18 protein-coding genes and 1 riboswitch are annotated in these 20,072 nt (G+C 39.9%); of the genes, 7 read left to right on the top strand and 11 right to left on the bottom strand.

The genetic code is table 11. The features are described 5' to 3' along the window. Window positions 1-19 precede the first annotated feature (19 nt). The 5 genes from JL001_RS11120 to JL001_RS11100 all read right to left on the bottom strand — a co-directional run bounded on the left by JL001_RS11120 (window position 20) and on the right by JL001_RS11100 (window position 5,029). Window positions 20-1,201, bottom strand: a complete 1,182-nt coding sequence (locus tag JL001_RS11120; RefSeq protein WP_200976150.1) for an MFS transporter — start codon at window positions 1,199-1,201, stop codon at window positions 20-22. A gap of 304 nt (window positions 1,202-1,505) precedes the next feature. Beyond that, window positions 1,506-1,991 carry a DUF6691 family protein gene (locus tag JL001_RS11115; protein ID WP_200976149.1) on the bottom strand — a complete coding sequence of 162 codons (486 nt, stop codon included), beginning with the start codon at window positions 1,989-1,991 and terminating at the stop codon, window positions 1,506-1,508. A gap of 11 nt (window positions 1,992-2,002) precedes the next feature. Further along, on the bottom strand, window positions 2,003-2,584 hold the full coding sequence (locus JL001_RS11110; protein ID WP_200976148.1) for a YeeE/YedE family protein: 582 nt from the start codon (window positions 2,582-2,584) through the stop codon (window positions 2,003-2,005). Window positions 2,585-2,653: 69 nt separating this feature from the next. Next, a complete protein-coding gene (locus tag JL001_RS11105; RefSeq protein ID WP_200976147.1) occupies window positions 2,654-4,075 on the bottom strand; it encodes a rhodanese-like domain-containing protein in 1,422 nt (473 codons plus the stop codon). 150 nt (window positions 4,076-4,225) lie between these two features. Next, on the bottom strand, window positions 4,226-5,029 hold the full coding sequence (locus JL001_RS11100; RefSeq protein ID WP_200976146.1) for a sulfite exporter TauE/SafE family protein: 804 nt from the start codon (window positions 5,027-5,029) through the stop codon (window positions 4,226-4,228). A gap of 207 nt (window positions 5,030-5,236) precedes the next feature. Here JL001_RS11100 and JL001_RS11095 point away from each other — a divergent pair, with 207 nt between their 5' ends. After that, a complete protein-coding gene (locus JL001_RS11095) occupies window positions 5,237-6,058 on the top strand; it encodes a universal stress protein (protein ID WP_200976145.1) in 822 nt (273 codons plus the stop codon). On the opposite strand, the gene JL001_RS11090 is transcribed toward JL001_RS11095, so the two are convergent. Together JL001_RS11090 and JL001_RS11085 are read right to left on the bottom strand one after the other, a co-directional pair. Next, window positions 6,051-6,704 carry a Crp/Fnr family transcriptional regulator gene (locus JL001_RS11090; RefSeq protein WP_200976144.1) on the bottom strand — a complete coding sequence of 218 codons (654 nt, stop codon included), beginning with the start codon at window positions 6,702-6,704 and terminating at the stop codon, window positions 6,051-6,053. The genes JL001_RS11095 and JL001_RS11090 overlap by 8 nt on opposite strands. A 12-nt stretch (window positions 6,705-6,716) precedes the next feature. Continuing rightward, a complete protein-coding gene (locus JL001_RS11085; protein WP_370567361.1) occupies window positions 6,717-7,325 on the bottom strand; it encodes an acetyltransferase in 609 nt (202 codons plus the stop codon). 220 nt (window positions 7,326-7,545) lie between these two features. Between JL001_RS11085 and JL001_RS11080 the strand changes: the two genes are divergently transcribed. Both JL001_RS11080 and JL001_RS11075 read left to right on the top strand, forming a co-directional pair. Further along, complete coding sequence (locus JL001_RS11080) at window positions 7,546-8,751, top strand: Gfo/Idh/MocA family protein (RefSeq protein WP_200976142.1); 1,206 nt, start codon at window positions 7,546-7,548, stop codon at window positions 8,749-8,751. A gap of 848 nt (window positions 8,752-9,599) precedes the next feature. After that, window positions 9,600-10,388, top strand: coding sequence for a DUF5995 family protein (locus JL001_RS11075; RefSeq protein ID WP_200976141.1), 789 nt, complete (start codon window positions 9,600-9,602; stop codon window positions 10,386-10,388). 11 nt (window positions 10,389-10,399) lie between these two features. On the opposite strand, the gene JL001_RS11070 is transcribed toward JL001_RS11075, so the two are convergent. Beyond that, complete coding sequence (locus JL001_RS11070) at window positions 10,400-11,551, bottom strand: DUF4407 domain-containing protein (protein WP_200976140.1); 1,152 nt, start codon at window positions 11,549-11,551, stop codon at window positions 10,400-10,402. A gap of 340 nt (window positions 11,552-11,891) precedes the next feature. Between JL001_RS11070 and JL001_RS11065 the strand changes: the two genes are divergently transcribed. Both JL001_RS11065 and JL001_RS11060 read left to right on the top strand, forming a co-directional pair. Beyond that, window positions 11,892-12,575 (top strand): GDSL-type esterase/lipase family protein, encoded by a 684-nt coding sequence (locus JL001_RS11065; protein ID WP_200976139.1) that lies wholly within the window; start codon window positions 11,892-11,894, stop codon window positions 12,573-12,575. Window positions 12,576-12,673: 98 nt separating this feature from the next. Next, a riboswitch (SAM riboswitch) is annotated at window positions 12,674-12,780 on the top strand. A gap of 134 nt (window positions 12,781-12,914) precedes the next feature. Next, on the top strand, window positions 12,915-14,090 hold the full coding sequence (locus JL001_RS11060; protein WP_200976138.1) for a PLP-dependent aspartate aminotransferase family protein: 1,176 nt from the start codon (window positions 12,915-12,917) through the stop codon (window positions 14,088-14,090). A 79-nt stretch (window positions 14,091-14,169) separates the two neighbouring features. Here JL001_RS11060 and JL001_RS11055 read toward each other — a convergent pair whose 3' ends face one another. Then, window positions 14,170-15,717 carry a beta-N-acetylhexosaminidase gene (locus JL001_RS11055; RefSeq protein ID WP_200976137.1) on the bottom strand — a complete coding sequence of 516 codons (1,548 nt, stop codon included), beginning with the start codon at window positions 15,715-15,717 and terminating at the stop codon, window positions 14,170-14,172. A 308-nt stretch (window positions 15,718-16,025) separates the two neighbouring features. On the opposite strand from JL001_RS11055, the gene JL001_RS11050 reads away from it, so the two are divergent. Continuing rightward, a complete protein-coding gene (locus JL001_RS11050) occupies window positions 16,026-17,489 on the top strand; it encodes a Gfo/Idh/MocA family oxidoreductase (RefSeq protein ID WP_200976136.1) in 1,464 nt (487 codons plus the stop codon). A gap of 117 nt (window positions 17,490-17,606) precedes the next feature. Further along, window positions 17,607-18,062, top strand: coding sequence for a DinB family protein (locus JL001_RS11045; protein WP_200976135.1), 456 nt, complete (start codon window positions 17,607-17,609; stop codon window positions 18,060-18,062). A gap of 22 nt (window positions 18,063-18,084) precedes the next feature. On the opposite strand, the gene JL001_RS11040 is transcribed toward JL001_RS11045, so the two are convergent. Next, a complete protein-coding gene (locus JL001_RS11040) occupies window positions 18,085-18,957 on the bottom strand; it encodes a diacylglycerol kinase family protein (protein ID WP_200976134.1) in 873 nt (290 codons plus the stop codon). Window positions 18,958-18,960: 3 nt separating this feature from the next. Continuing rightward, window positions 18,961-20,004, bottom strand: coding sequence for an App1 family protein (locus tag JL001_RS11035; protein ID WP_200976133.1), 1,044 nt, complete (start codon window positions 20,002-20,004; stop codon window positions 18,961-18,963). Window positions 20,005-20,072 lie beyond the last annotated feature (68 nt).

Below are 20,072 nucleotides of genomic sequence, written 5' to 3'. Positions count from 1 at the left end.
GAAAAGTATTTCTCCCAAATCAAGAACTAGTGCTTACCTTTTTATTCGCTGGAGTTTTGTGGGCATCAAATATCTGTGTTTTTATACTTACCAATAAAGTGATGCAAGTCCCCATCAATGCTATCACCGTAAAAGAAACCTGAAGGTTAAAGATTTCGGCAATAAAGCCGATCAGAGGTGGTCCCAACAAAAAACCGAAAAAAGAAATGGTACTGACCAAGGCTAAAGCAATGCCAGGTGAATACATTTTTGAACGACCTGCTATACTGTATGACAAAGGAATCACTGATGCTGTACCAAAACCAACCAGTAAAAACCCGGTTACTGCTGCCCAAAAAGTAGGAACTGCCACTGCAAGGATTAAACCCAAGCCGATTAACCCACCAGAAATTCTAAGCATCACTATTTTACTCCACCTATTGGCCAATGTATCCGAAAAAAAACGTCCTGAAGCCATTGCTGCCATAAAAGTCACATACCCTAAAGGCACTAGATCAGCCCCTGCCATGACCACCTTTTTGAGATAAACCCCACTCCAATCAAACATACATCCCTCGCACATCATCCCAAAAAACCCTACCAAACCCACTCTTAACAGAATCGCATCAGGCTTTTTCAGCACCAGCCCTCCACCGCTGCCTTTCTTTTCTTCTTTGAAAAGTAATCGGTAAGCTGATAGAAGAATCAAGATCATGATCCCAGCCACTACCCAATAGTGCAACTTAGGTTCCCATTTCAATTTAATCATCAACGCACCAATACCTGCACCGGCAAAACCTGCCAAACTCCATAATCCATGAAAGGAAGCCAGAATACTTCTTTGATAACCATCCTCCACCAACAAAGCCTGGGTATTCAAGGAAATGTTCATGATGTTCCCCATCATTCCGAAAATAATTACTGCAGCTCCTAGCTGAAAAACACTCACCGTATACCCTAAGCTCAAAAGCGACAAAGCATAAAACAAACTCCCCACTATGATAACTGTACGGCTTCCGTATTTGTCCACGGCCCAACCTGCCAAAGGCAGTGCGATCAACGAGCCCAAGGGCATCCCTAGCAACAATGTTCCTAATTGCCCTTCGCTTAAATCAAATAATTGCTGAAAATCAGGGATTCTGGAAGCCCAAGATGCAAAGCTCAATCCCGCAAGAAAAAAAAGTCCGCTTAGTGCTATACGCCTCTTTCTTAATAAGTTCATAGGTCTGTAGTAATAGGTTTGTCCCACAAAGTAAAGGACTTTTTAAGCAATAAGACCAATGATTTTAAATTATAACTATAGCAAACGATTGCACCCAAGCTGTTTAATAAAGCACTTCATTACTTTGATTTTATTTTACTTACTTTGCTCTAATAAAAAAATACAGTATGGAATTTATCATTGCTGGAATTGTAATAATCAGTGCCATCTTACTTGTTCGAGCTGTTTACAAAAGAGTATTTAAATAAAACAGAAAAAGCGAGTGGATTAGTCCCACTCACTTTTTCTGTTAAGAATAATCTGATCAATTAGGCAGTTTATCAGCCAACTTTCCATATACCCAAGTCCCTACCAAAGCACTGATCAAAGTAACGGTAACTACGGTGAAGCCTGTTCCAATTTGGGCAAACAATGGTCCGGGACATGCTCCAGTGATTGCCCACCCTAAACCAAAGATAAAGCCTCCTATGATTTGGCCTTTTCTAAATTCCTTGTCTTGGATTACCACCTTCTCTCCTGAAAATGTCTTGATGTTAAACTTCTTGATCAGAAATATAGAGATCATTCCCACAAATACCGCAGAGCCTATTACTCCATACATATGAAAAGATTGCAAGCGAAACATTTCTTGGATTCTAAACCATGAGATCACTTCTGATTTGACCATAATTATACCAAAGAAAACTCCCACAACCATATACTTCAACAATCCAATACCAGTTTCTCTTTTCTTCTGAAGGTTTGGTGATTCACACTCGACCGGCTTTTCCAATATATCTTCTTTCATCATTGTCTTAAATTTTAGAATCCTGCAATTTTCATTAGCGTTGGCAGAAACAAATGCGTCATTGCAAATCCCCCCAACATAAAAAAGATGGTCGCTACCACTGATGGCCATTGTAAGTTACTGATCCCCATGATGGCGTGTCCTGATGTACAGCCTCCTGCATACCTTGTCCCAAAGCCCACCATAAAACCTCCAAACACAAAAAAAACGAGCCCTTTCAGGGTAAATACGTTTTGCCAATTAAAGATTTCAGAAGGAAGTAAGTTAGAGTATTGCGTGATTCCCAATACCGCTAAATCTTTCTGAGTACTTTCCGCAACCACAACAGCTTCGGGGTTTGAGAAAAAGAATCCTACGATCATCCCCCCTACCAATACTCCAAAAACAAAGTAAAGATTCCAGGCCTCCTTCTTCCAATCATATGAGAAGAATGGAATTTTGGCAGGTACACAGGCCGCACAGATATGCCTTAATGAGGATGAAATCCCAAAAGACTTGTTCCCTATCAATAGTAAAACAGGAACTGTCAGTCCCAATAATGGACCCGCCACATACCAAGGCCATGGCTGACTAATCCAATCAATTATTTTTTCCATACTGTTTATTAATTTAAAAAGGGGATAAAACCATCCCCTTTTCTATTCAAATTTTAATGAAAGATCAGATTAGAGTTTGGTCGTTGGACATACAAATTCTGTCAATTCAAACTTCCCAGATTCCTTGATGCTCTTAAAGCCTCCATTTACATCTATCATATTCTCAAATCCTCTCGCTCGCATGATAGAAGCAAAGATCATAGACCTATACCCTCCTGCACAATGAACATAATAGGTTTGGTTTTTGTCAAGTGTATCCATATTCTCATTGATGTAATCCAGAGGGTCGTTGATTGCTCCTAAAACATGTTCACTTTCAAATTCACTGCTTTTACGAACATCCAAAATTGAGACTTCAGAATCCTTTGCCTTAATATCTGCCAATTCATCAGCTGAAATGGATTCGATAGCATCTACTTCTTTTCCAGATTGCTCCCATCCCTCAAAACCGCCTTTTAAGTAACCTATAGCATGGTCATATCCCACTCTAGCCAATCGAGTAATTACTTCTTCCTCTCTTCCCTCCTCGGCAATCACCAAAATCTCTTGCTTTACATCAGGGATCATGGTCCCTACCCAAACTGCAAAACTGCCATCAATTCCGATATTAATTGAGTTGGGAACAAACCCTTTGGCAAATACTTGCGGGCTCCTAGTATCCAGCATAATGGCTCCAGTATCATTGACGGTAGCCTCAAATTCATCTGGACTCAATGCCTGTTCTCCTCTCTTTAGGACCTCATCGATACTGTCGTATCCCTGGATATTCATCATCACGTTTTGCGGGAAATATGCTGGAGGTGGTGTCAACCCATTGATCAATTTCTCCACAAACTCCTCTTTACTCATTTCCTGCAAAGCATAATTTGTCTTTTTTTGGTTGCCAAGGGTATCTGAGGTCTCTTTGCTCATGTTTTTACCACATGCACTTCCTGCTCCATGTGCAGGATAAACGATCAAGTCATCAGGCAAAGGCATGATCTTATTTCTCAAAGAATCATAAAGATGGCCAGCCTGCTTTTCTTGTGTAAGGTCTTCAGATACTTTCTGTGCCAAATCAGGTCTTCCTACGTCTCCTATAAACAAGGTATCACCAGTGAAAATGGCTTCCTGCTTACCTTCTTCATTGGTCAACAAATAGCAAGAACTTTCCATGGTATGCCCTGGAGTATGAATCACTTGAATCTTAACTCCGCCCACTTCAAACTCCTCTCCATCCTTTGCCACTACAGCTTCAAACCCCAGTTTGGCTTTGGTCGGGCCAAAGACAATTTTAGCACCAGTCTTTTCAGCCAAGTCTTTATGTCCTGAGACAAAATCAGCATGAAAATGCGTTTCAAAAACATACTTTATTTTTGCCCCGTTTCTTTCAGCCTTCTGAATATAAGGATCCACTTCGCGAAGAGGATCGATGATAGCCGCTTCTCCATTAGACTCTATATAATAAGCCCCTTGCGCTAAGCATCCTGTATAAATTTGTTCTATTTTCATCTTTCTAATTGATATTATATGCGGTTAATTAATTACTTTAATACTTTCTCTATAGGGCAAAAGTTCCCTTTAGAGGTTTAATTATGACACTAAATTAGAGAATACTTACCTAGATAAAAGTGACTTCTATCACATAAGAAAAGGTTCCTCTCATACTCCAGTTATTTCTTTGAATAAAATGTAAATCCCCATGATCAGTACAAACCAACCAAATGATTTCTTGAGGGCTGCATCGTTGATTTTTCGGGACAACATACTTCCAATAAATATCCCTGTAACACTAAGCCCTGTAAAGATCAATAAAAAGTGCCAGTCTATCTTTTGAGTAGTAAGATCACCGGTGAAGCCAAGCAATGACTTCGCAGCAATAATTAGTAATGATGTGCCCACTGCTTTTTTCATAGGAAGCTTTGCCAAAAGCACCAATGCCGGAATAATCAAAAAACCTCCACCAGCTCCTACTATACCGGTTACAGTCCCTTCCATCAAACCTTGAACAGCAATTAGCGGATAGTCCAAGTCATTCCCATTACTTTCAGGTTGAAGTTTCTTACCATTTTTGATCATAGAGAATGCTGCCGCTACCATAATTATGGCAAAAAACACCATAATCCCCACATCCCTTGTGACCTCAATTCCTTGAAAGGTGAACAACACTTCCGGTAAAGCATGTACCAAATATTTTCTGGTAAGAAACACCGCTGTAAAAGAAGGTATGGCAAATACCAAAGCTGTTTTATAGGAAACACTCCCTCTTTTCATATAGCTAACAGACCCTACAAGTGAAGTACTTCCTACAACAAACAGGGAATAAGCTGTTGCCAAAACCGGAGTAATCCCAAAAAGATAAACCAATATCGGAACCGTAAGAATAGATCCACCTCCTCCGATCAAACCCAAACTAACGCCAATGAGTATTGAAGCCAAAAAACCAATTATTACTATTAAATCCATGTGCGGTTGATTACTAATTCCTAATTTTCAACAAAACTAATAGTTTCATTTTCCAACGGTTGTGACATTTGTTACATTAGGCCTTATCCTTTTCTCCAAACTATTCGAAACAAAACACACCCGGATCTTAATCCATTTATAGCCAACAACTTATTGAGATTATCTCATTTAGTCCTTATATTCATATAAAACATTTTGTTGGACTACATGAAAATCCTTGTTGCTACAGACCTTTCAGACAATGCATTCAACGCCTTGGAATTTGCTAGTCACCTTGCAAACACTCCGCAAAGTAGCTTAACATTATTGTTTGCCTATACCCCAGTGTATGACTTTGCAGCACAAACTGCCGAATATGTGGTGAATTTGGAAAACCAAGCCACAAAGGTATTGAAGTCATATCAAAAAAACCTCATCAAAAAGGGCGTTAGCACTAATTTCATTATCAAGCAGGAAAATGTGATATCCGCCATTTGCAGTTATGCTGAAAAAGAATCTTTTAACCTCATCGTACTTGGCTCCCAAGGTGAAGGTGGCATTACTCAAAACTTATTTGGTGCTACCACAACGGAAGTAATTCGATTAAGTAACATTCCGGTACTCTCTATCCCTAAACACGCAACTTTTAAAAATGTATCTTCAATATCCTTGGCGATGGAGCTCAACAGGAGTGACATCATTTTTTTAGGGCAACTCATTACACTTACACGCGATTACAGACTTCCTTACAGGATCATTCATATCAAAAAAGACCGTGAAGAAATTCACAGTCTTACTTTTTCCGAGTTGTCAAATTATTTAGACGATCATTTTCCAAAACTTTCATTTAGTTTTCATGAAATCGAAGCTGAAGAAGTAAATCAGGGTCTACAAGAATTTACTGAAAATTACCCTAACACGCTGCTGAGCATGTTTTCTAAACACTTAAGTTTTTTTGACCGTCTTTTCAATAAAAGCCATTGTGCCCAAATGGCCATCCGTAGCACTGTCCCCCTTTTGGTTTTGAAATCAAAAAATCAATCTACTTGATAAGTTCTTCAAAGTCTTCTCTAACATAAATTTTATTACGCCCCAATTCTATCCATTTTTTCTTTTCTAATTGTTTTAAAAGTCGGGATATCACTTCTCTTGAGGTCCCTAGTTCATTGGCTATTTCCTGATGCGTGAGCTGTAGTTCAGTACTATTAAATTTGTTCATCTTAGCCAAAATATACCGAGCCAGTCTTTGATCCATTTTCAAAAAGGCCACAGCATCCAAAGCCTTTAACATCTCCTGAAACCTCCTTTGATAAGTTTGCGTCACAAAATCCTTCCACTGTGAATACTTTTCACTCCATTCTTCATGGACCCTGACCGGAACACCAAGTATTATGGTATCTTCCTCTGCCACCGCTTTGATTTCACTTGCCCGACTCACATCACAGCAGGTAAGTGACAACGCACACGTTTCGCCGGGGTATAAATAATATAAAAAAAGCTCCTTACCATCTTCATCCACTCGGAGCACCTTTACGGCTCCTTCTATTACTAAAGGAACCATCTTTATGAATTTACCAGGCTCCATAATCGTAACCCCTGAAGCTATTTCTTGAAAAACACCTTTTTCTACCAACTCCGCCAATAAATGACTATCGGTAATCATGGGAACTTTCTGTTTTATATCTTCTATCTGCATAATATCAATTTACTATTTGACCACTCCATAAACAGTCTCTCCATCACTGACATTTCTCAAAACCGTAGCCCCTGCCCCAATCACACAGTTCTCACCTATACTAATTCCAGGAATCACAACGCTTCCTGCGCCGATAAGGCTTCCTTTCCCGACATGAACATTACCACACAAGGTGGCGCTTGGCGCAATATGCACAAAGTCTTCAATTTTACAATCATGATCTACCGCTGCACCCGTATTGATAATCACATGATCCCCAACCCTAACCTCAGGCTGAATTATAGCTCCTGCCATCACAACGGTCCCTTCCCCTAACTTCACATATTTGCTAATTATTGACTTATCATGAAACACTTTACCATAAGTTATTTTAGCTCCCAACCTTTCTACCACCCTCTTCCTTATCCCATTTTCTCCAATAGCAATCACCATCAAGCCACCCTCCTCATATTCCCCAGCATCCCAAAAAGAAACAGAATACCCCAAGCATGAGGTACATTCCGGGTTATCATCAAAAACCTTAACAATCCCAATACCTTGACTTTCTACACCCGAAATGACCACTTTTGCATGACCAGAAGCCCCATAGATATACATGCCATTAATCACATTTAGTTTCAAAACATTAAACTAACCAATAAATTCCCATTTTACTTGCACGTACTATACTTTCATGACTTTCATATTACTAACTAAGCTATTTGAACCTGTCATACATTAAATATTTACCTAAAACGAAATTATACCCATTCAAAAACTTCTCATTTCTTTTTCACTTATTAATGACATATATTTAGAACTTGTCAAAAAATTAAGTTTAAAAAATATAATAAATGCAATCATGAATAGAAGGGACTTTATGAAAACCGGCGGCATAGTCTTGGGCGGATCTTTATTCCCTTACCAAATGGCTAGTGCTCTCCATAGCCAAACAGAAGGCCCCATAAAAGTTGGAGTAATCGGGTGTGGTGATAGAGGTAAAGGTGTCATGCACGTGATGTCTAGAATGCCAGAACAGTTTGACATCATCGCTGTTTGTGATGTGATGGATTTCAGACTTGACCAAACTTATAAAGCCTTCCCAAAGCATAAATTTAAAACTTACAAACAATACGAAAAGCTGGTCGAGGACAAGTCCATTGACGCTGTCATCATAGCCACTCCTCTCAACATGCATTTTGCTCCTGCAAAGGCTGCACTCGAAGCAGGAAAACACGTTTACCTTGAAAAGACCATGACCTACAGTATCCCTGAAGCCATGGGATTGATCAAGATTGTCAAAGACAAGCCTTCGCTCACACTTCAAGTCGGACACCAATACCGCTATACGCCATTATACTATAAGGTTAAGGAAATGATCCAGTCAGGTTATTTGGGCAAAATAACTCAAATCGATTCAAGGTGGGATAGAAACTGGAATTGGAAAAGACCGGTCCCTGACCCTTCTTTGGAAAAGATCATCAACTGGAGAATGTATAAGGACTATTCTGGAGGTCTTCCTGCGGAATTATTGAGCCATCAAATCGACTTTATCAACTGGGCATTCGAAACGCATCCTGATACAATTATTGGAACAGGTGGCATTGATAACTATCATGATGGCCGAGAAACCTTTGACAATGTCCAACTTCTGCTTAGGTATGAAAAAGAAGAGATGATAGGTAATTTCGGAGCCACCTGTAGTAACGCTAGAGAAGGATACTCCTTTAGCATTAAAGGCACCCAAGGAACTGTCGAATTGCTAATGAATGAAGGCTACTTCTATCCAGAAAAGGAAAGAATGGAAGAATTGCAAATCGTAGACGGTGTATCTGGAGCCACCAAGCTTACCTGGAAAGACGGTAAAGGCATTCCTATCTTAGAAGAGAAAACTAAGGATGGTACTTGGTATGCTTTAGAGGATTTTTATAAATCCATCCAAACCAAAGCCATGCCTGCCTCCAACGTACTTAGTGGTGCCACCACAGCCACCTGTATCCACCTGGCCAACCACTCTCTATTCAATAAATCGATTGAAAGCTGGAAGCCGGAATACAATTACATATAAAATAGTATTACATTCTGTATAGTTAGAGCTGCCTTATGGCAGCTCTTTTTGTTTCCTACATATTTAGCTTATTCAATTAAGTGCAACACTTTTTGATTTGACACCTGCTTGCACCAAAAATGTAGCGCAAACCATTCCACTTAAACTCATTTGTTAAGAAAATTTAACAATTTCATCACACAGGATGATTATCCGCCTAAAATCCGTCATAAAAACGTAAAAAAAGGAAAACAGCGTCCCAAAAAGCCTTATTTAAGCCTGTTAACACCCTTTAAGAATTCTATAGGGTCAAAAACCCAACTTCTAAACACCCCTTTTGCAGAAAGTCAAAAAACCGGTTTAAAAAACACCCATTTTTTAATTGATTTTTGTCAACATCAAAGAATATGGTTTAAAAAAAGACAAAAAAAAGAGGAATCTTTACCTAGATTCCTCGAATGGGTTTATTTTAACTGACTAACAGCCGTATATATTTTGGAAAAAAGGAATTTAATCCTCGTTTTTAGAACCAAAACTTCTTTAAACTTAATAAAAATATTTTTCAATACAATAAAACACCAAAAATAATTTTCTCAAAAAACAAGCTACAAAACACCAACTAATGCATTTTCCCGCCTACAAAACCCAAACTACCCTAAATAAAAAATACTAAAACGATTAAACCACCAACAACCTGTTTTACAGAAAATAATTTCGAAGTTTAACAAAACCACCAATTGCAAATCAAAACCTCTATTTAAGATAACCAGTAGCTTATCTTTCCTAGAACCAACTAAAACACACCCACTCCAACCTATTCTATTTTTATCCTTATATTTCTTAACAAATTGTTTAAATAAGCTCTCACCATGAATACCATTGAAGATGTGCTGCACAAAATGGACGAAATTGTTTTGCAGTGTAAAGCCAAGAAAAGTCGAATAGGTTACTTTGCAATACTTTATAGACAGGTAACCAAGCGCATCAAAGAAGGCATAGAAAATGACGAATTTGAGGATAATCCAAGAATGGAAAAACTTGACATTCTTTTCGCCACGCGCTTCTTTGAAGCGTATGAACTCCATCTAGCCTCCGCTTCACCAACCCAAAGTTGGGCTTGTGCATTTAACACTTCCACAGCCAGTGGCCACATGATCCTGCAGCACCTCCTTCTTGGCATCAACGCTCATATCAATCTTGACCTTGGCATTGCAGCGGTCTTGACCATGAACGGACAAGACATGCTGGGCATAAAAAATGACTTTGACAAAATCAACATTATCCTTGCCAGTATGGTGGACGGTGTAAAAGCCAATTTGTCGCTAGTTTCTCCGGTGTTTGGTTTTTTGATCCAATTTGCAAACGGAAAAGATGAAATGCTACTGGACTTCAGCATCAAGCTCGCCAGAGATGGAGCTTGGAAATTCGCAAATGAATACCTAATTGCCCTTAACCAAGATGACTGCCTACATTTAAGAGATCTCTCAATCGCCAATCTTGGACAAAAAATAGCAAAACCTGGAATTCTGTTAAACTTCATTACTAAGTTGATAAGCCTGACAGAATGGAAATCAGTCCCAGATGTCATGGACCAATTGGAGGGAATTGCAAGAAAATGCGCCCCAAACAACCTTCGTTCAGTTCACTCAATATCTTAGGCTCTCATCAATCAGGAAGAAGTTTCTTGTGGTGCTTCTTCCTCCTTCCGAGTACTCAGACTTCTCTCTAAAACATCCATTTCTGCATTGGTCATAATTTTACTTTTGTGAATGGCTTTCTTAATCGCCAACTCAGTATCCACACCCAATGTTTCTTTAAACAACTGCAAACGCTGCCTACTCTTCTCTTCATTCTTAAACTTCATCTCCTTAGCATAGACCGCAACCTCACTTTCAGCTTTATCCATCAACTCATCATACGGCCCCCTGCCTGCAATCAATTTCACAATAACCGGGGCAGTTTCCATGGCCACAAATAATAATATAATAAACAGGTTTGCCAAGGCTATTGCATTGCTTCCTGCAGTCAAAGACGACAAAGCATCCATCCTCGCAGCTAAGCCATCATATTCGTCTATACTCTTTTGCTGCTCTTCAAAGGCCAACTGCCTTCTGTCAATCGCTTCCTGAATAGCCGTTTCATTTTCATCAATTTTGGCCCAATTCCTTTGCTGAAGAGCTTCCAGATCTACTTGGGCGGCATCAAGCTGCTCTTCCTTCTTCTTGGCATTGGTTCCCAGCCCTACTATTCCTGTAGTCCCTGGAGTTTTCACCCCAAAGCGTTCCTCATCATACTCCTTTTGCTTTTGATCCCTGAAGACAGACTTTGCTGTAATTTCATCCCTTAAAGCTTGGTTCTCTTCTTCCAACCTCGCTACTTCAGGAAACGCTCCTTCTAAGCCTATCTTCGCCTCGGTCATTGCTTGAATCTTACCTTCATCCACCACCCGGTTAATTTCTCTTTCAAACACTTTTAATTCAAGTGGTTTGGAGATAACCAAAGCCAAAAAGACCGCCAATACCAACCTTGGAAAAGCCAACTTCCACTCAGACCAAGCACTATCCTTCTTCCTCATACTCGACACTATAAATCGGTCAAGATTAAAAATCATCACTCCCCAGATCAAGCCAAATACTACGCCCCAATACCACAAACCAAACACAGTGTACAATGCATAACCTGCAGATAGGGCAGCAAGAATTCCTGTGAAAAACACAGTACCACCAATCCCCATATATTTATTGGATTCAGTAGGACATTTCTTTAAGAGAGCCATATTTGCCCCACTGCAAAACCACAAAAACTGTTTCATCTTATTCATTCAAAACGTTAAGAAAGTATCCAATAACCACTTCTATTCCTCATCCCTTTCTCAAAAAACGAGCTATAGTCCACTTAAATTACTTTTATTACTTGTCCTCCTATAATAAATGTGACGAATATGGTTTCTTTTGACACCAAGGATGGTTTTTACGTTATAGATCCAATTATTTTTTTGGAGACTCAAAATTTTCATCCCAATTCAAAATCGTTCATTGTATAAAAACGTACGCTTTTGTGTCCGAAAATGTAAAATCTCAACCGAACAAAATAAACTCTCCTCCCAACGAAGTAATTATCGTACTTTATTAATAATTTCATTGAAATAAACTTTATGTAAAATGACCTTCAACAACCAAAAAAAACAGCTTTCCTTCTTATTAATATTCACCTTCTTTTCTATTGGCTCACTCAACGGACTTTTCGCTCAAGAAGGTCCCGAACGTTTCCAAAACGAAGTAGACCAAATCATTGCCACCACCCCCATACCAAATGGAAACGCTCCCGTCTACTTGTTTACCGGAAGCTCCAGCATCAGACTTTGGAAAAACATTTCCGAATACTTCCCCAATCAAACCATTGTAAACACGGGATTTGGAGGCTCTCAAACGCACGAGTTAATGCATTTTGCTGACGAATTAATCTTCCGTTACAAACCCAGTAAAATTTTCATCTATGAAGGGGACAATGATTTGGCCAGTGGCAAAAAACCTTCTACCATCCTCAAAACCACGAAAAAGTTGGTCACTAAGATTCAATCAAAACTACCAGATGCTGAGATTATTTTGATCAGCCCTAAACCAAGTCTTTCCAGATGGACACTCAAGGAAAACTACAACACCCTTAATAGATTGTTGGAAGTTTATTGTGAAAAGACAGCCAAAGTAAGCTTTGCCAATGTTTGGGACATCGCTCTCAATGAATCTGGAGAACCTATCAAGGAAATATTCATAGAGGACGGACTTCATATGAACAAAAAAGGGTATGACCTTTGGGCAGAGGTTCTTGAAAATTATTTCCCTTGAACAGACGCTTAGCATGTTTTATATTTTCTGTAGGCTAAAATGGAATTTGTTTGGAATTTCAAAATGGCTGCCTTTACTTTGCAGCAATTCAGGCAACTGATTTATAAAGAAGAGGCGAGAGATCAGGCTCTGCGACCCTCTGGCAACCATTCGCCACAACGAAAAGGTGCCAATACCTGCCCAAATAAATAGGGAACTATAAATTAGAAATTATGATCCAATTAAGAGCACCTTCCTTTTTCACCTCTATAAACCTTGCTCAGGTTTCATCCATGCATTCCTTTTTTGAACTGAATGCACCTATCAATTACTTTAATTAAGCCATAGAAATAGAATATCATGTCCAATAAGAATTTTGAAACTGAAGCCATCCGAATTGCTTCTTCCAAATCCAACCAAAGAGAACATTCTGCTCCAATTTACCTAACCTCTAGCTTTACATTTGACAGTGCTGAGGAAGCAAGGCAAATGTTTGCGGATGAAATTCCGGGAAATATTTATTCACGCTATGCTAACCCCAACAGTACTGACCTGATTGAAAAAGTCTGTGCGGTGGAAGGTACTGAAGATGGAATTGCCACTGCTTCTGGTATGGCCGCTATGTTTGGAGCCATAGCATCTCTCTTACAACAGGGAGACCATATCCTTGCTGCCAGGTCCCTCTTCGGATCTACTCACCAGTTGCTTACACGCGTATTCCCCAAATGGGGCATCACTTCAACTTATGGTGATATCTCAGATATTGAAAACTGGGACAAGTTGGTACAGCCCAACACCAAAATGCTATTTATAGAGACGCCATCCAACCCAGGCCTTGAAATCATCGACTTGGAATGGATCGGCAAGTTTGCCAAAGCCCACAACTTAATCTTGGTCGTGGACAATTGCTTTGCCACTCCTTACCTTCAGCAACCTGCCAAATGGGGAGCTGATATTGTAGCCCACAGTGCTACCAAGTACATTGATGGCCAAGGTAGAGTTTTGGGCGGACTTATTTTAGGGAAAAAAGAGCTCATTCAAGATGTACAATTCTTTACCAGGCACACAGGACCTTCTATCTCTCCTTTCAATGCCTGGATCCTTTCACGCAGTATGGAAACCCTTGCAGTAAGAATGGAAAGACATTGTGCCAACGCTTTGAAAACGGCCGAATACTTTCAGGACAGCCCAGATTTGGAATTTGTAAAATATCCATTTCTAAAGAGTCATCCACAGTATGATTTGGCAAAAAAACAAATGAAACATGGAGGCGGAATAATTACCCTGACCCTTAAAGGAGGAATAGAAAGAGCCAAGAGGTTTATAGATGAACTTCAAATGATCACTGTCACTGCTAATCTTGGAGACAGCCGAAGCATCATCACCCACCCTGCCTCCACTACTCACAGTAAATTGAGTGAGGAGGAAAGAGAAAGGGTTGGCATTTTACCAGGCCTTATCAGGCTTTCTACTGGACTCGAACATCATGATGATATCATAGCCGATGTTGAAAGAGCTCTTGAAAAATCCAGATAACACAGGGAAAAATCCCCTTGGAAAATAAAAAGCAAAAGCCGATTTTTTTCAAATCGGCTTTTGCTTTTTATTTAGTTATTTATTCTTTCAACAATGGCGACTGATAGTATCCTACTCCAAGGGCTTCAAGCCTATTGGCATGCTTCTTTAAACGGCCCTTGTAGCTTTCCCAATCCCGCTTCTCAGGACTAGTCCATGCCACCTCTGCAATCCCAATCAAGCGTGGGAAAACCATATATTCTATATCCTCCATTTTGGTAATGGTTTCCGTCCATAAAGGAGCTTCAACGCCCAATATATTTTCCTTACCGATCCCCTCCACCAATTTAGCAGGGTCCCACATATAAGCACTATCAAGTTCTATATAGGCCGCCCAGTGCAACCCCAGCTCAGTGGTAGAGTCATATTGCATATCCAAATAAGCCTTGGAAGCCGGTGATATCAAAACCTTTGCTCCTTGGTCGACCGCCAATTTAGCATTTTCTGCCTTTGCCCAATACTGAGCAGTAGAACTTGGCCTTAATGCCGCATGTGCGATTTCATCCCAGCCAATTACCTTTTTACCATAAGAATTTACTATATCCTGTGCCTGTTCAATAAAAGGAATATAGTCTTCCAACGCGGTCACATGAGACTCATCCCCACCAATGTGGATGTAGGGTCCGGGAGTCAATTCAACCAACTCTCTTATTACATCATCAATAAACTGGTAAGTAACCTCCTTGTCGGTACACAAGGTACTAAACCCTACTTCGATACCAGTGTACAATTCCGGGGACTCACCATTGCAGTTCAATTCTGGATATGATGCCAATGCTGCATTGGTATGACCAGGCATATCAATCTCCGGAACGATGGTGATAAACCTCTCCTGAGCATAAGATACAAGCTCTTTATACTCATCTTGGGTATAAAAACCTCCTTCACCACCCCCTACTTCTGTACTACCGCCGATCTCTGTCAGTTTTGGCCATGACTTGATCTCTATCCTCCAGCCTTGGTCATCGGCTAAGTGCAGGTGTAAATAATTTATTTTGTACATCGCCAACAAGTCAATGTAGCGCTTCACATCCTCCATACTAAAAAAGTGCCTTGCCACATCCAACATACTTCCACGATAAGCATATTCAGGATCATCTTGAATAGATCCAGCTGGAATCAGCCAATCCACCCCTTCATACTCTCCAGATTTTTCGATTTGATCAGGCATCAATTGTCTTAAAGTCTGAACTCCCCAAAAAACTCCGGCAGCAGTAGCTCCAGAAACCTCAATCTTTTCCTCGCCCACATTTAGTTTATAGGCCTCTTCTCCACTTCCTGCACCTATTTTCAAACCAATAAAATTACCCTCTGCAGGTTCCTCTTTTACCACTTGAACATTAAAACCTGTAGATTTATTGATCAAAGCAGATAAGAACCCAGCAACATTTTGAAGTCCTTTATCATCTTGCTCAACAAAAATTTTAGTGGATTCGTCCAATTCAAAAGCTCCGGCTTCTTCTGTCACCATGTCTGGAAGAGGAATCAGGGCCACATCTGAAAGCCTGGGTGCAGGCTTGCTACATGCAAAGGCCATGATGATCAGTAGTACTGCCCCTGATACTTTTCCTATTTTAATTTTTAACATAACTCAATGGGTTTGGAATATTATGAAATACAGCTCCTAAACTTAGTTAATTTTTTTACAAAACACTGTATCCAATAAATTAAACTTTCATCCTACTATTAATTCAATATTTTTACATATTTTAACGATTTAGCAATTAATCAGGCTTATTTTTTGGGGAAATAACACAATATTTACAAAGACCATCCATCCTAAATTAACGCCATTTAATATGAAAATCTTTCAATTGCCTTGACGTAAAAAAAGTTTTCTCTAAATTAAGCCTCCCTTAAAAACCATTACCATATAAAAAACCGACAATATTACCCATGAAAAAAGAAAACTCGCTCAAAGAGCATAACTCTAGAAGAGACTTTTTGAAAGGTGCTGCCACTGCAGCCGCAGGATTTTACCTCGTACCAAGACATGTACTGGGCGGACCTGGATTCACCGCCCCAAGTGACAAAATCGTAGTTGCTGGAATTGGAGCAGGAGGAAAAGGCCAAAGTGACATCAATGAAATGTATAAAAGCGGCTTGGCTGACATTGGCTACCTATGTGATGTAGACGATAGAAGAGCTGCCACCTCACGAGAACGTTTCCCTAAAGCAAAATACTATAAGGACTTTAGGGAAATGTTGGACAAAGAACATAAACATATAGATGCAGTAACAGTATCCACTCCTGACCACAACCATGCAGTCCAAGCCCTAGCGGCCATGCAGCTGGGCAAGCACGTATATGTTCAAAAGCCTTTGACCCATGATATATACGAGGCAAGAATGCTAACCCAGGCAGCAGAAAAATACAAAGTGGTAACCCAAATGGGAAACCAAGGTTCTTCAGGCGATGGTGTGCGAAGAATGATGGAATGGTACAATGCTGGCATGATCGGTGAAGCTACTAAAGTTTGGTGCTGGACAGACAGACCAGTTTGGCCACAAGGCATCAAATGGCCAGAAAAAGGAATTACTCCTCCCAAAGAGCTAGACTGGGACCTTTGGTTAGGCACAGCCCCTTACAAAGAATATGTGGACAACTTGGTACCATTCAACTGGAGAGGTTGGTGGGACTATGGTACAGGAGCACTTGGTGACATGGCCTGTCACATTATGGAACCTCCTTTTAGGGTATTGGGACTTGGTTATCCATCTGAAGCAGAATGCAGTGTAGGCTCCGTATATGTAGGTGAGTTCAACAGAGGCTATTTTCCTGATGGCTGCCCTCCTTCTTCTCATGTTACGCTGAAATTTAAAACCCCAGGAAAAGAAGACCTTGAATTCCACTGGATGGACGGCGGCATCCAACCAGCACGTCCAGAAGAGCTTGGCCCTAATGAACAAATGGGCGATGGTGGAAACGGTGTTATTATTGAGGGTACTAAAGGAAAAATGATGTGCTCCACTTATGGAATTAACCCTAAGCTTTTGCCTACTTCAAGAGAAGATGGTGACAAAGTACCAATGACCATTCCAAGAGTTGAAAATGGTGATAATGGTCACTACGCACAATGGGTAAAAGCCTGTGTAGCCGGACATGGAAGCAAAGAATTCAAAGAATTAAGTTCTCCATTCTCTATCGCCGGACCGCTTACAGAATCTGTGCTAATGGGTAACTTGGCGATTAGAAGTTATGACATCAGAAAGCCTCGAAAAGATGACAATGGATTTGATTACCCAGGAAGAGGCATCAAACTCGTATGGGATGGCCCTAATATGAAAGTAACCAATTTTGACGAAGCCAATCAATTCGTCAAAAGGGAATATAGAGGAAACTATTCCTTGAACGTTTAACAATTCAAAGCCGACTCTCAAGCAGTCGGCTTTTTTATTTGTTCACACTTATTTATAAAGTTTTCCCTTTATCTTTAGCTTCCATTAACCAAAACTATCAAACATTTTCTTAATACAATGAATATCAACCATATCATTAAAACCAGGGAAAATTTCATCAATTTGATCAATGGCCTAAGCTTAGATCAAATCAATCAAATCCCAAAAGGCTTTAATAATAACATAGCTTGGAACTTCGGACATATCGTCGTTACACAACAAATCATCTGCTATAAACTATCAGGCCTGCCCTTATTGGTGGAAGAGGACTTGGTAGAAAAATATAAAAAAGGTTCCAAGCCTGAAGGCCCCATTTCAGAAAAAGAATTGGAAAATCTCAAAATCTTGGCACTATCATCCCTTGAAAACTTAAAGAATGACTTATTGATCGGAAGCTTTAAGGAGTTCAAAGAATACACAACCAGCTTTGGGGTTACCCTTACCAATATCAAAGAAGCCATAGAATTCAACAGCGCTCATGAAGGCATGCACCTTGGCTATGCCATGGCCCAAAGAAGAATGGTCACACAATAGACCAAATAAACCCAGACCGATTTTATTCCAAGTAAAAAAAGTTGACTTTATTCATATCGGCTTTAATACTGATAAACTCGGTCTGAGGCATTACCTCCCCGTCGATTTGAAAATCCGCACCCTCAAGGTTCTTTATCTCCGCTTTTTCAGCCTTCCATATTTTCACTGTTTCATTTGACTCTAGCGTTCCTTTGAATAAATCTATAGATAGAGAAACTATCTCATCAATCCCTTCTGGATTTAAAGCGATCACCTCAAACTTACCATCATCAATCTTACCGGACGGGTTAATCAACGCTCCAGTACCGTACTTGTTCCCGTTGGCGATTACCAGCATCTTTGCCTCTACAACAAGGGTTTCATCGTTAATTTGGATTTCAAATTGGTAAGGCCTCAATTCTGTAAATTGTGCAACAGAGCTTTTGAAATAAGACATCATGCCCCTGCCTTCCAACCCAGTGGATTTCTTCACCAACCCAGCATTAAAGCCAAAATCACTTAAATGAATACAAATCTCTTCATTGATCCGCCATAGATCTACTGCTTTCACTTCCCCTGTTTTAATGGCATGACATGCGTCAGATATTCCATGAATACCAAAACCTGTGGCCAGCCCGTTTGCCGACCCTAAAGGAATGATTCCTAGAGGCAAATCCAGCCCTAATATTGCCTCCACCACCATCTTCACAGTCCCGTCTCCACCACCAACCAACACTCCATCCAAGCCCTGCTTTTGAAGCTTTTCCTTTACCTTTCTCACATCATCATTTCCGGTAGTTTCCCAAATTTCAACACTAGTCCCATAGAGACTGTTACATACTATTTCTTTCACTTCTTCCCGGTCATCCCCCTCTCCGGAAATCGGGTTAAGCACAAATAAATAATTTTTATCCATATTTTAAGATGATATAAATGAATGTTCTTTAGCATGCTGCATGGCTTCTTGGGTACTTTTCACAAAAACCATTTCCGGACTTCGATCATCCTTCAAAAGCTCCTGTAACAGCTGGTCTCTTTCTCCATCATACTTCTTGACTTTTCTAATGTAGACAGATTTTATTCGCCCAGGACACTCTTTGATCACTTGAGCATACAACTCGGGATCATGTTGACCACTATCCCCTATCAGATAAAATTTCATTCCGGGATATAGCTCCAACAACATCCTGATTTTCTCCAATTTATGCAAGTGATCTCCCCCGCCAGACTTCCATATATTTTTCAAATTCAAATGCAGGTCCTGAAGTAAAATAGGCCCCAAAGGAATATTCCTATATTTCAAAAAATCCTTGATTAGATCAAACAAGTTCCAATCACTACTGGAAACATAAAAAACAGGATGTTTACCATAATCTGTCAACTCTTTATAAAATTCACTGACTCCCGGAAAAGGCCTTCTGGTGTAAGCATTTTTGGAAACCGAGAGCCATAACTTCTTCCCTATATCTGTAGCATGTGATATCAACACCGTATCATCTATATCAGAAATAACACCAACAGGATGATCTTTAGCAAATTGCTTAACATCAAGATAGCTCTTTCTCTTTTCAGGAATCAGACCCGACTCAGGAACTAAGCTAAACCCAACCCGATGCCTTTCCTTGACCATACTTGTCTCTGCATCAAATTCGCACTCAATAATTCCTTCATCATCACTTAAAACTACCTTCTTCTGTCCAAGGCAAAACACTTCTACCTTGGCATCAGGAACACTGCTACCTGCATATCGCCTCAATGCCGCCAAAATATTCTGCAAGCTGTTTTTCTTTGCTGAAGGCTTGCTCTGCTTATAAGCCTCCAACACCCTGGCTTTTACATAAACCCGATCCTCATTTCCAAAGGCATATAATGGTTCGATTTTTATTTCTCCCAATTTGCCTACCGCTTTCTTTAACTTGGCAAATGTATATCTAAAAGGAAAAGACAGGGTTCTTATAATCATGCTAAATCATTATTAACAATCCTCAAAAACTTATTACTCTTTAACACTAGCAACAATCGCCCCAAAAA

It is taken from the genome of Echinicola sp. 20G (genome assembly GCF_015533855.1).
In the GTDB taxonomy this organism is placed as follows: Bacteria; Bacteroidota; Bacteroidia; order Cytophagales; family Cyclobacteriaceae; genus Echinicola.
This window is presented reverse-complemented; position numbering and strand designations above follow the sequence as displayed.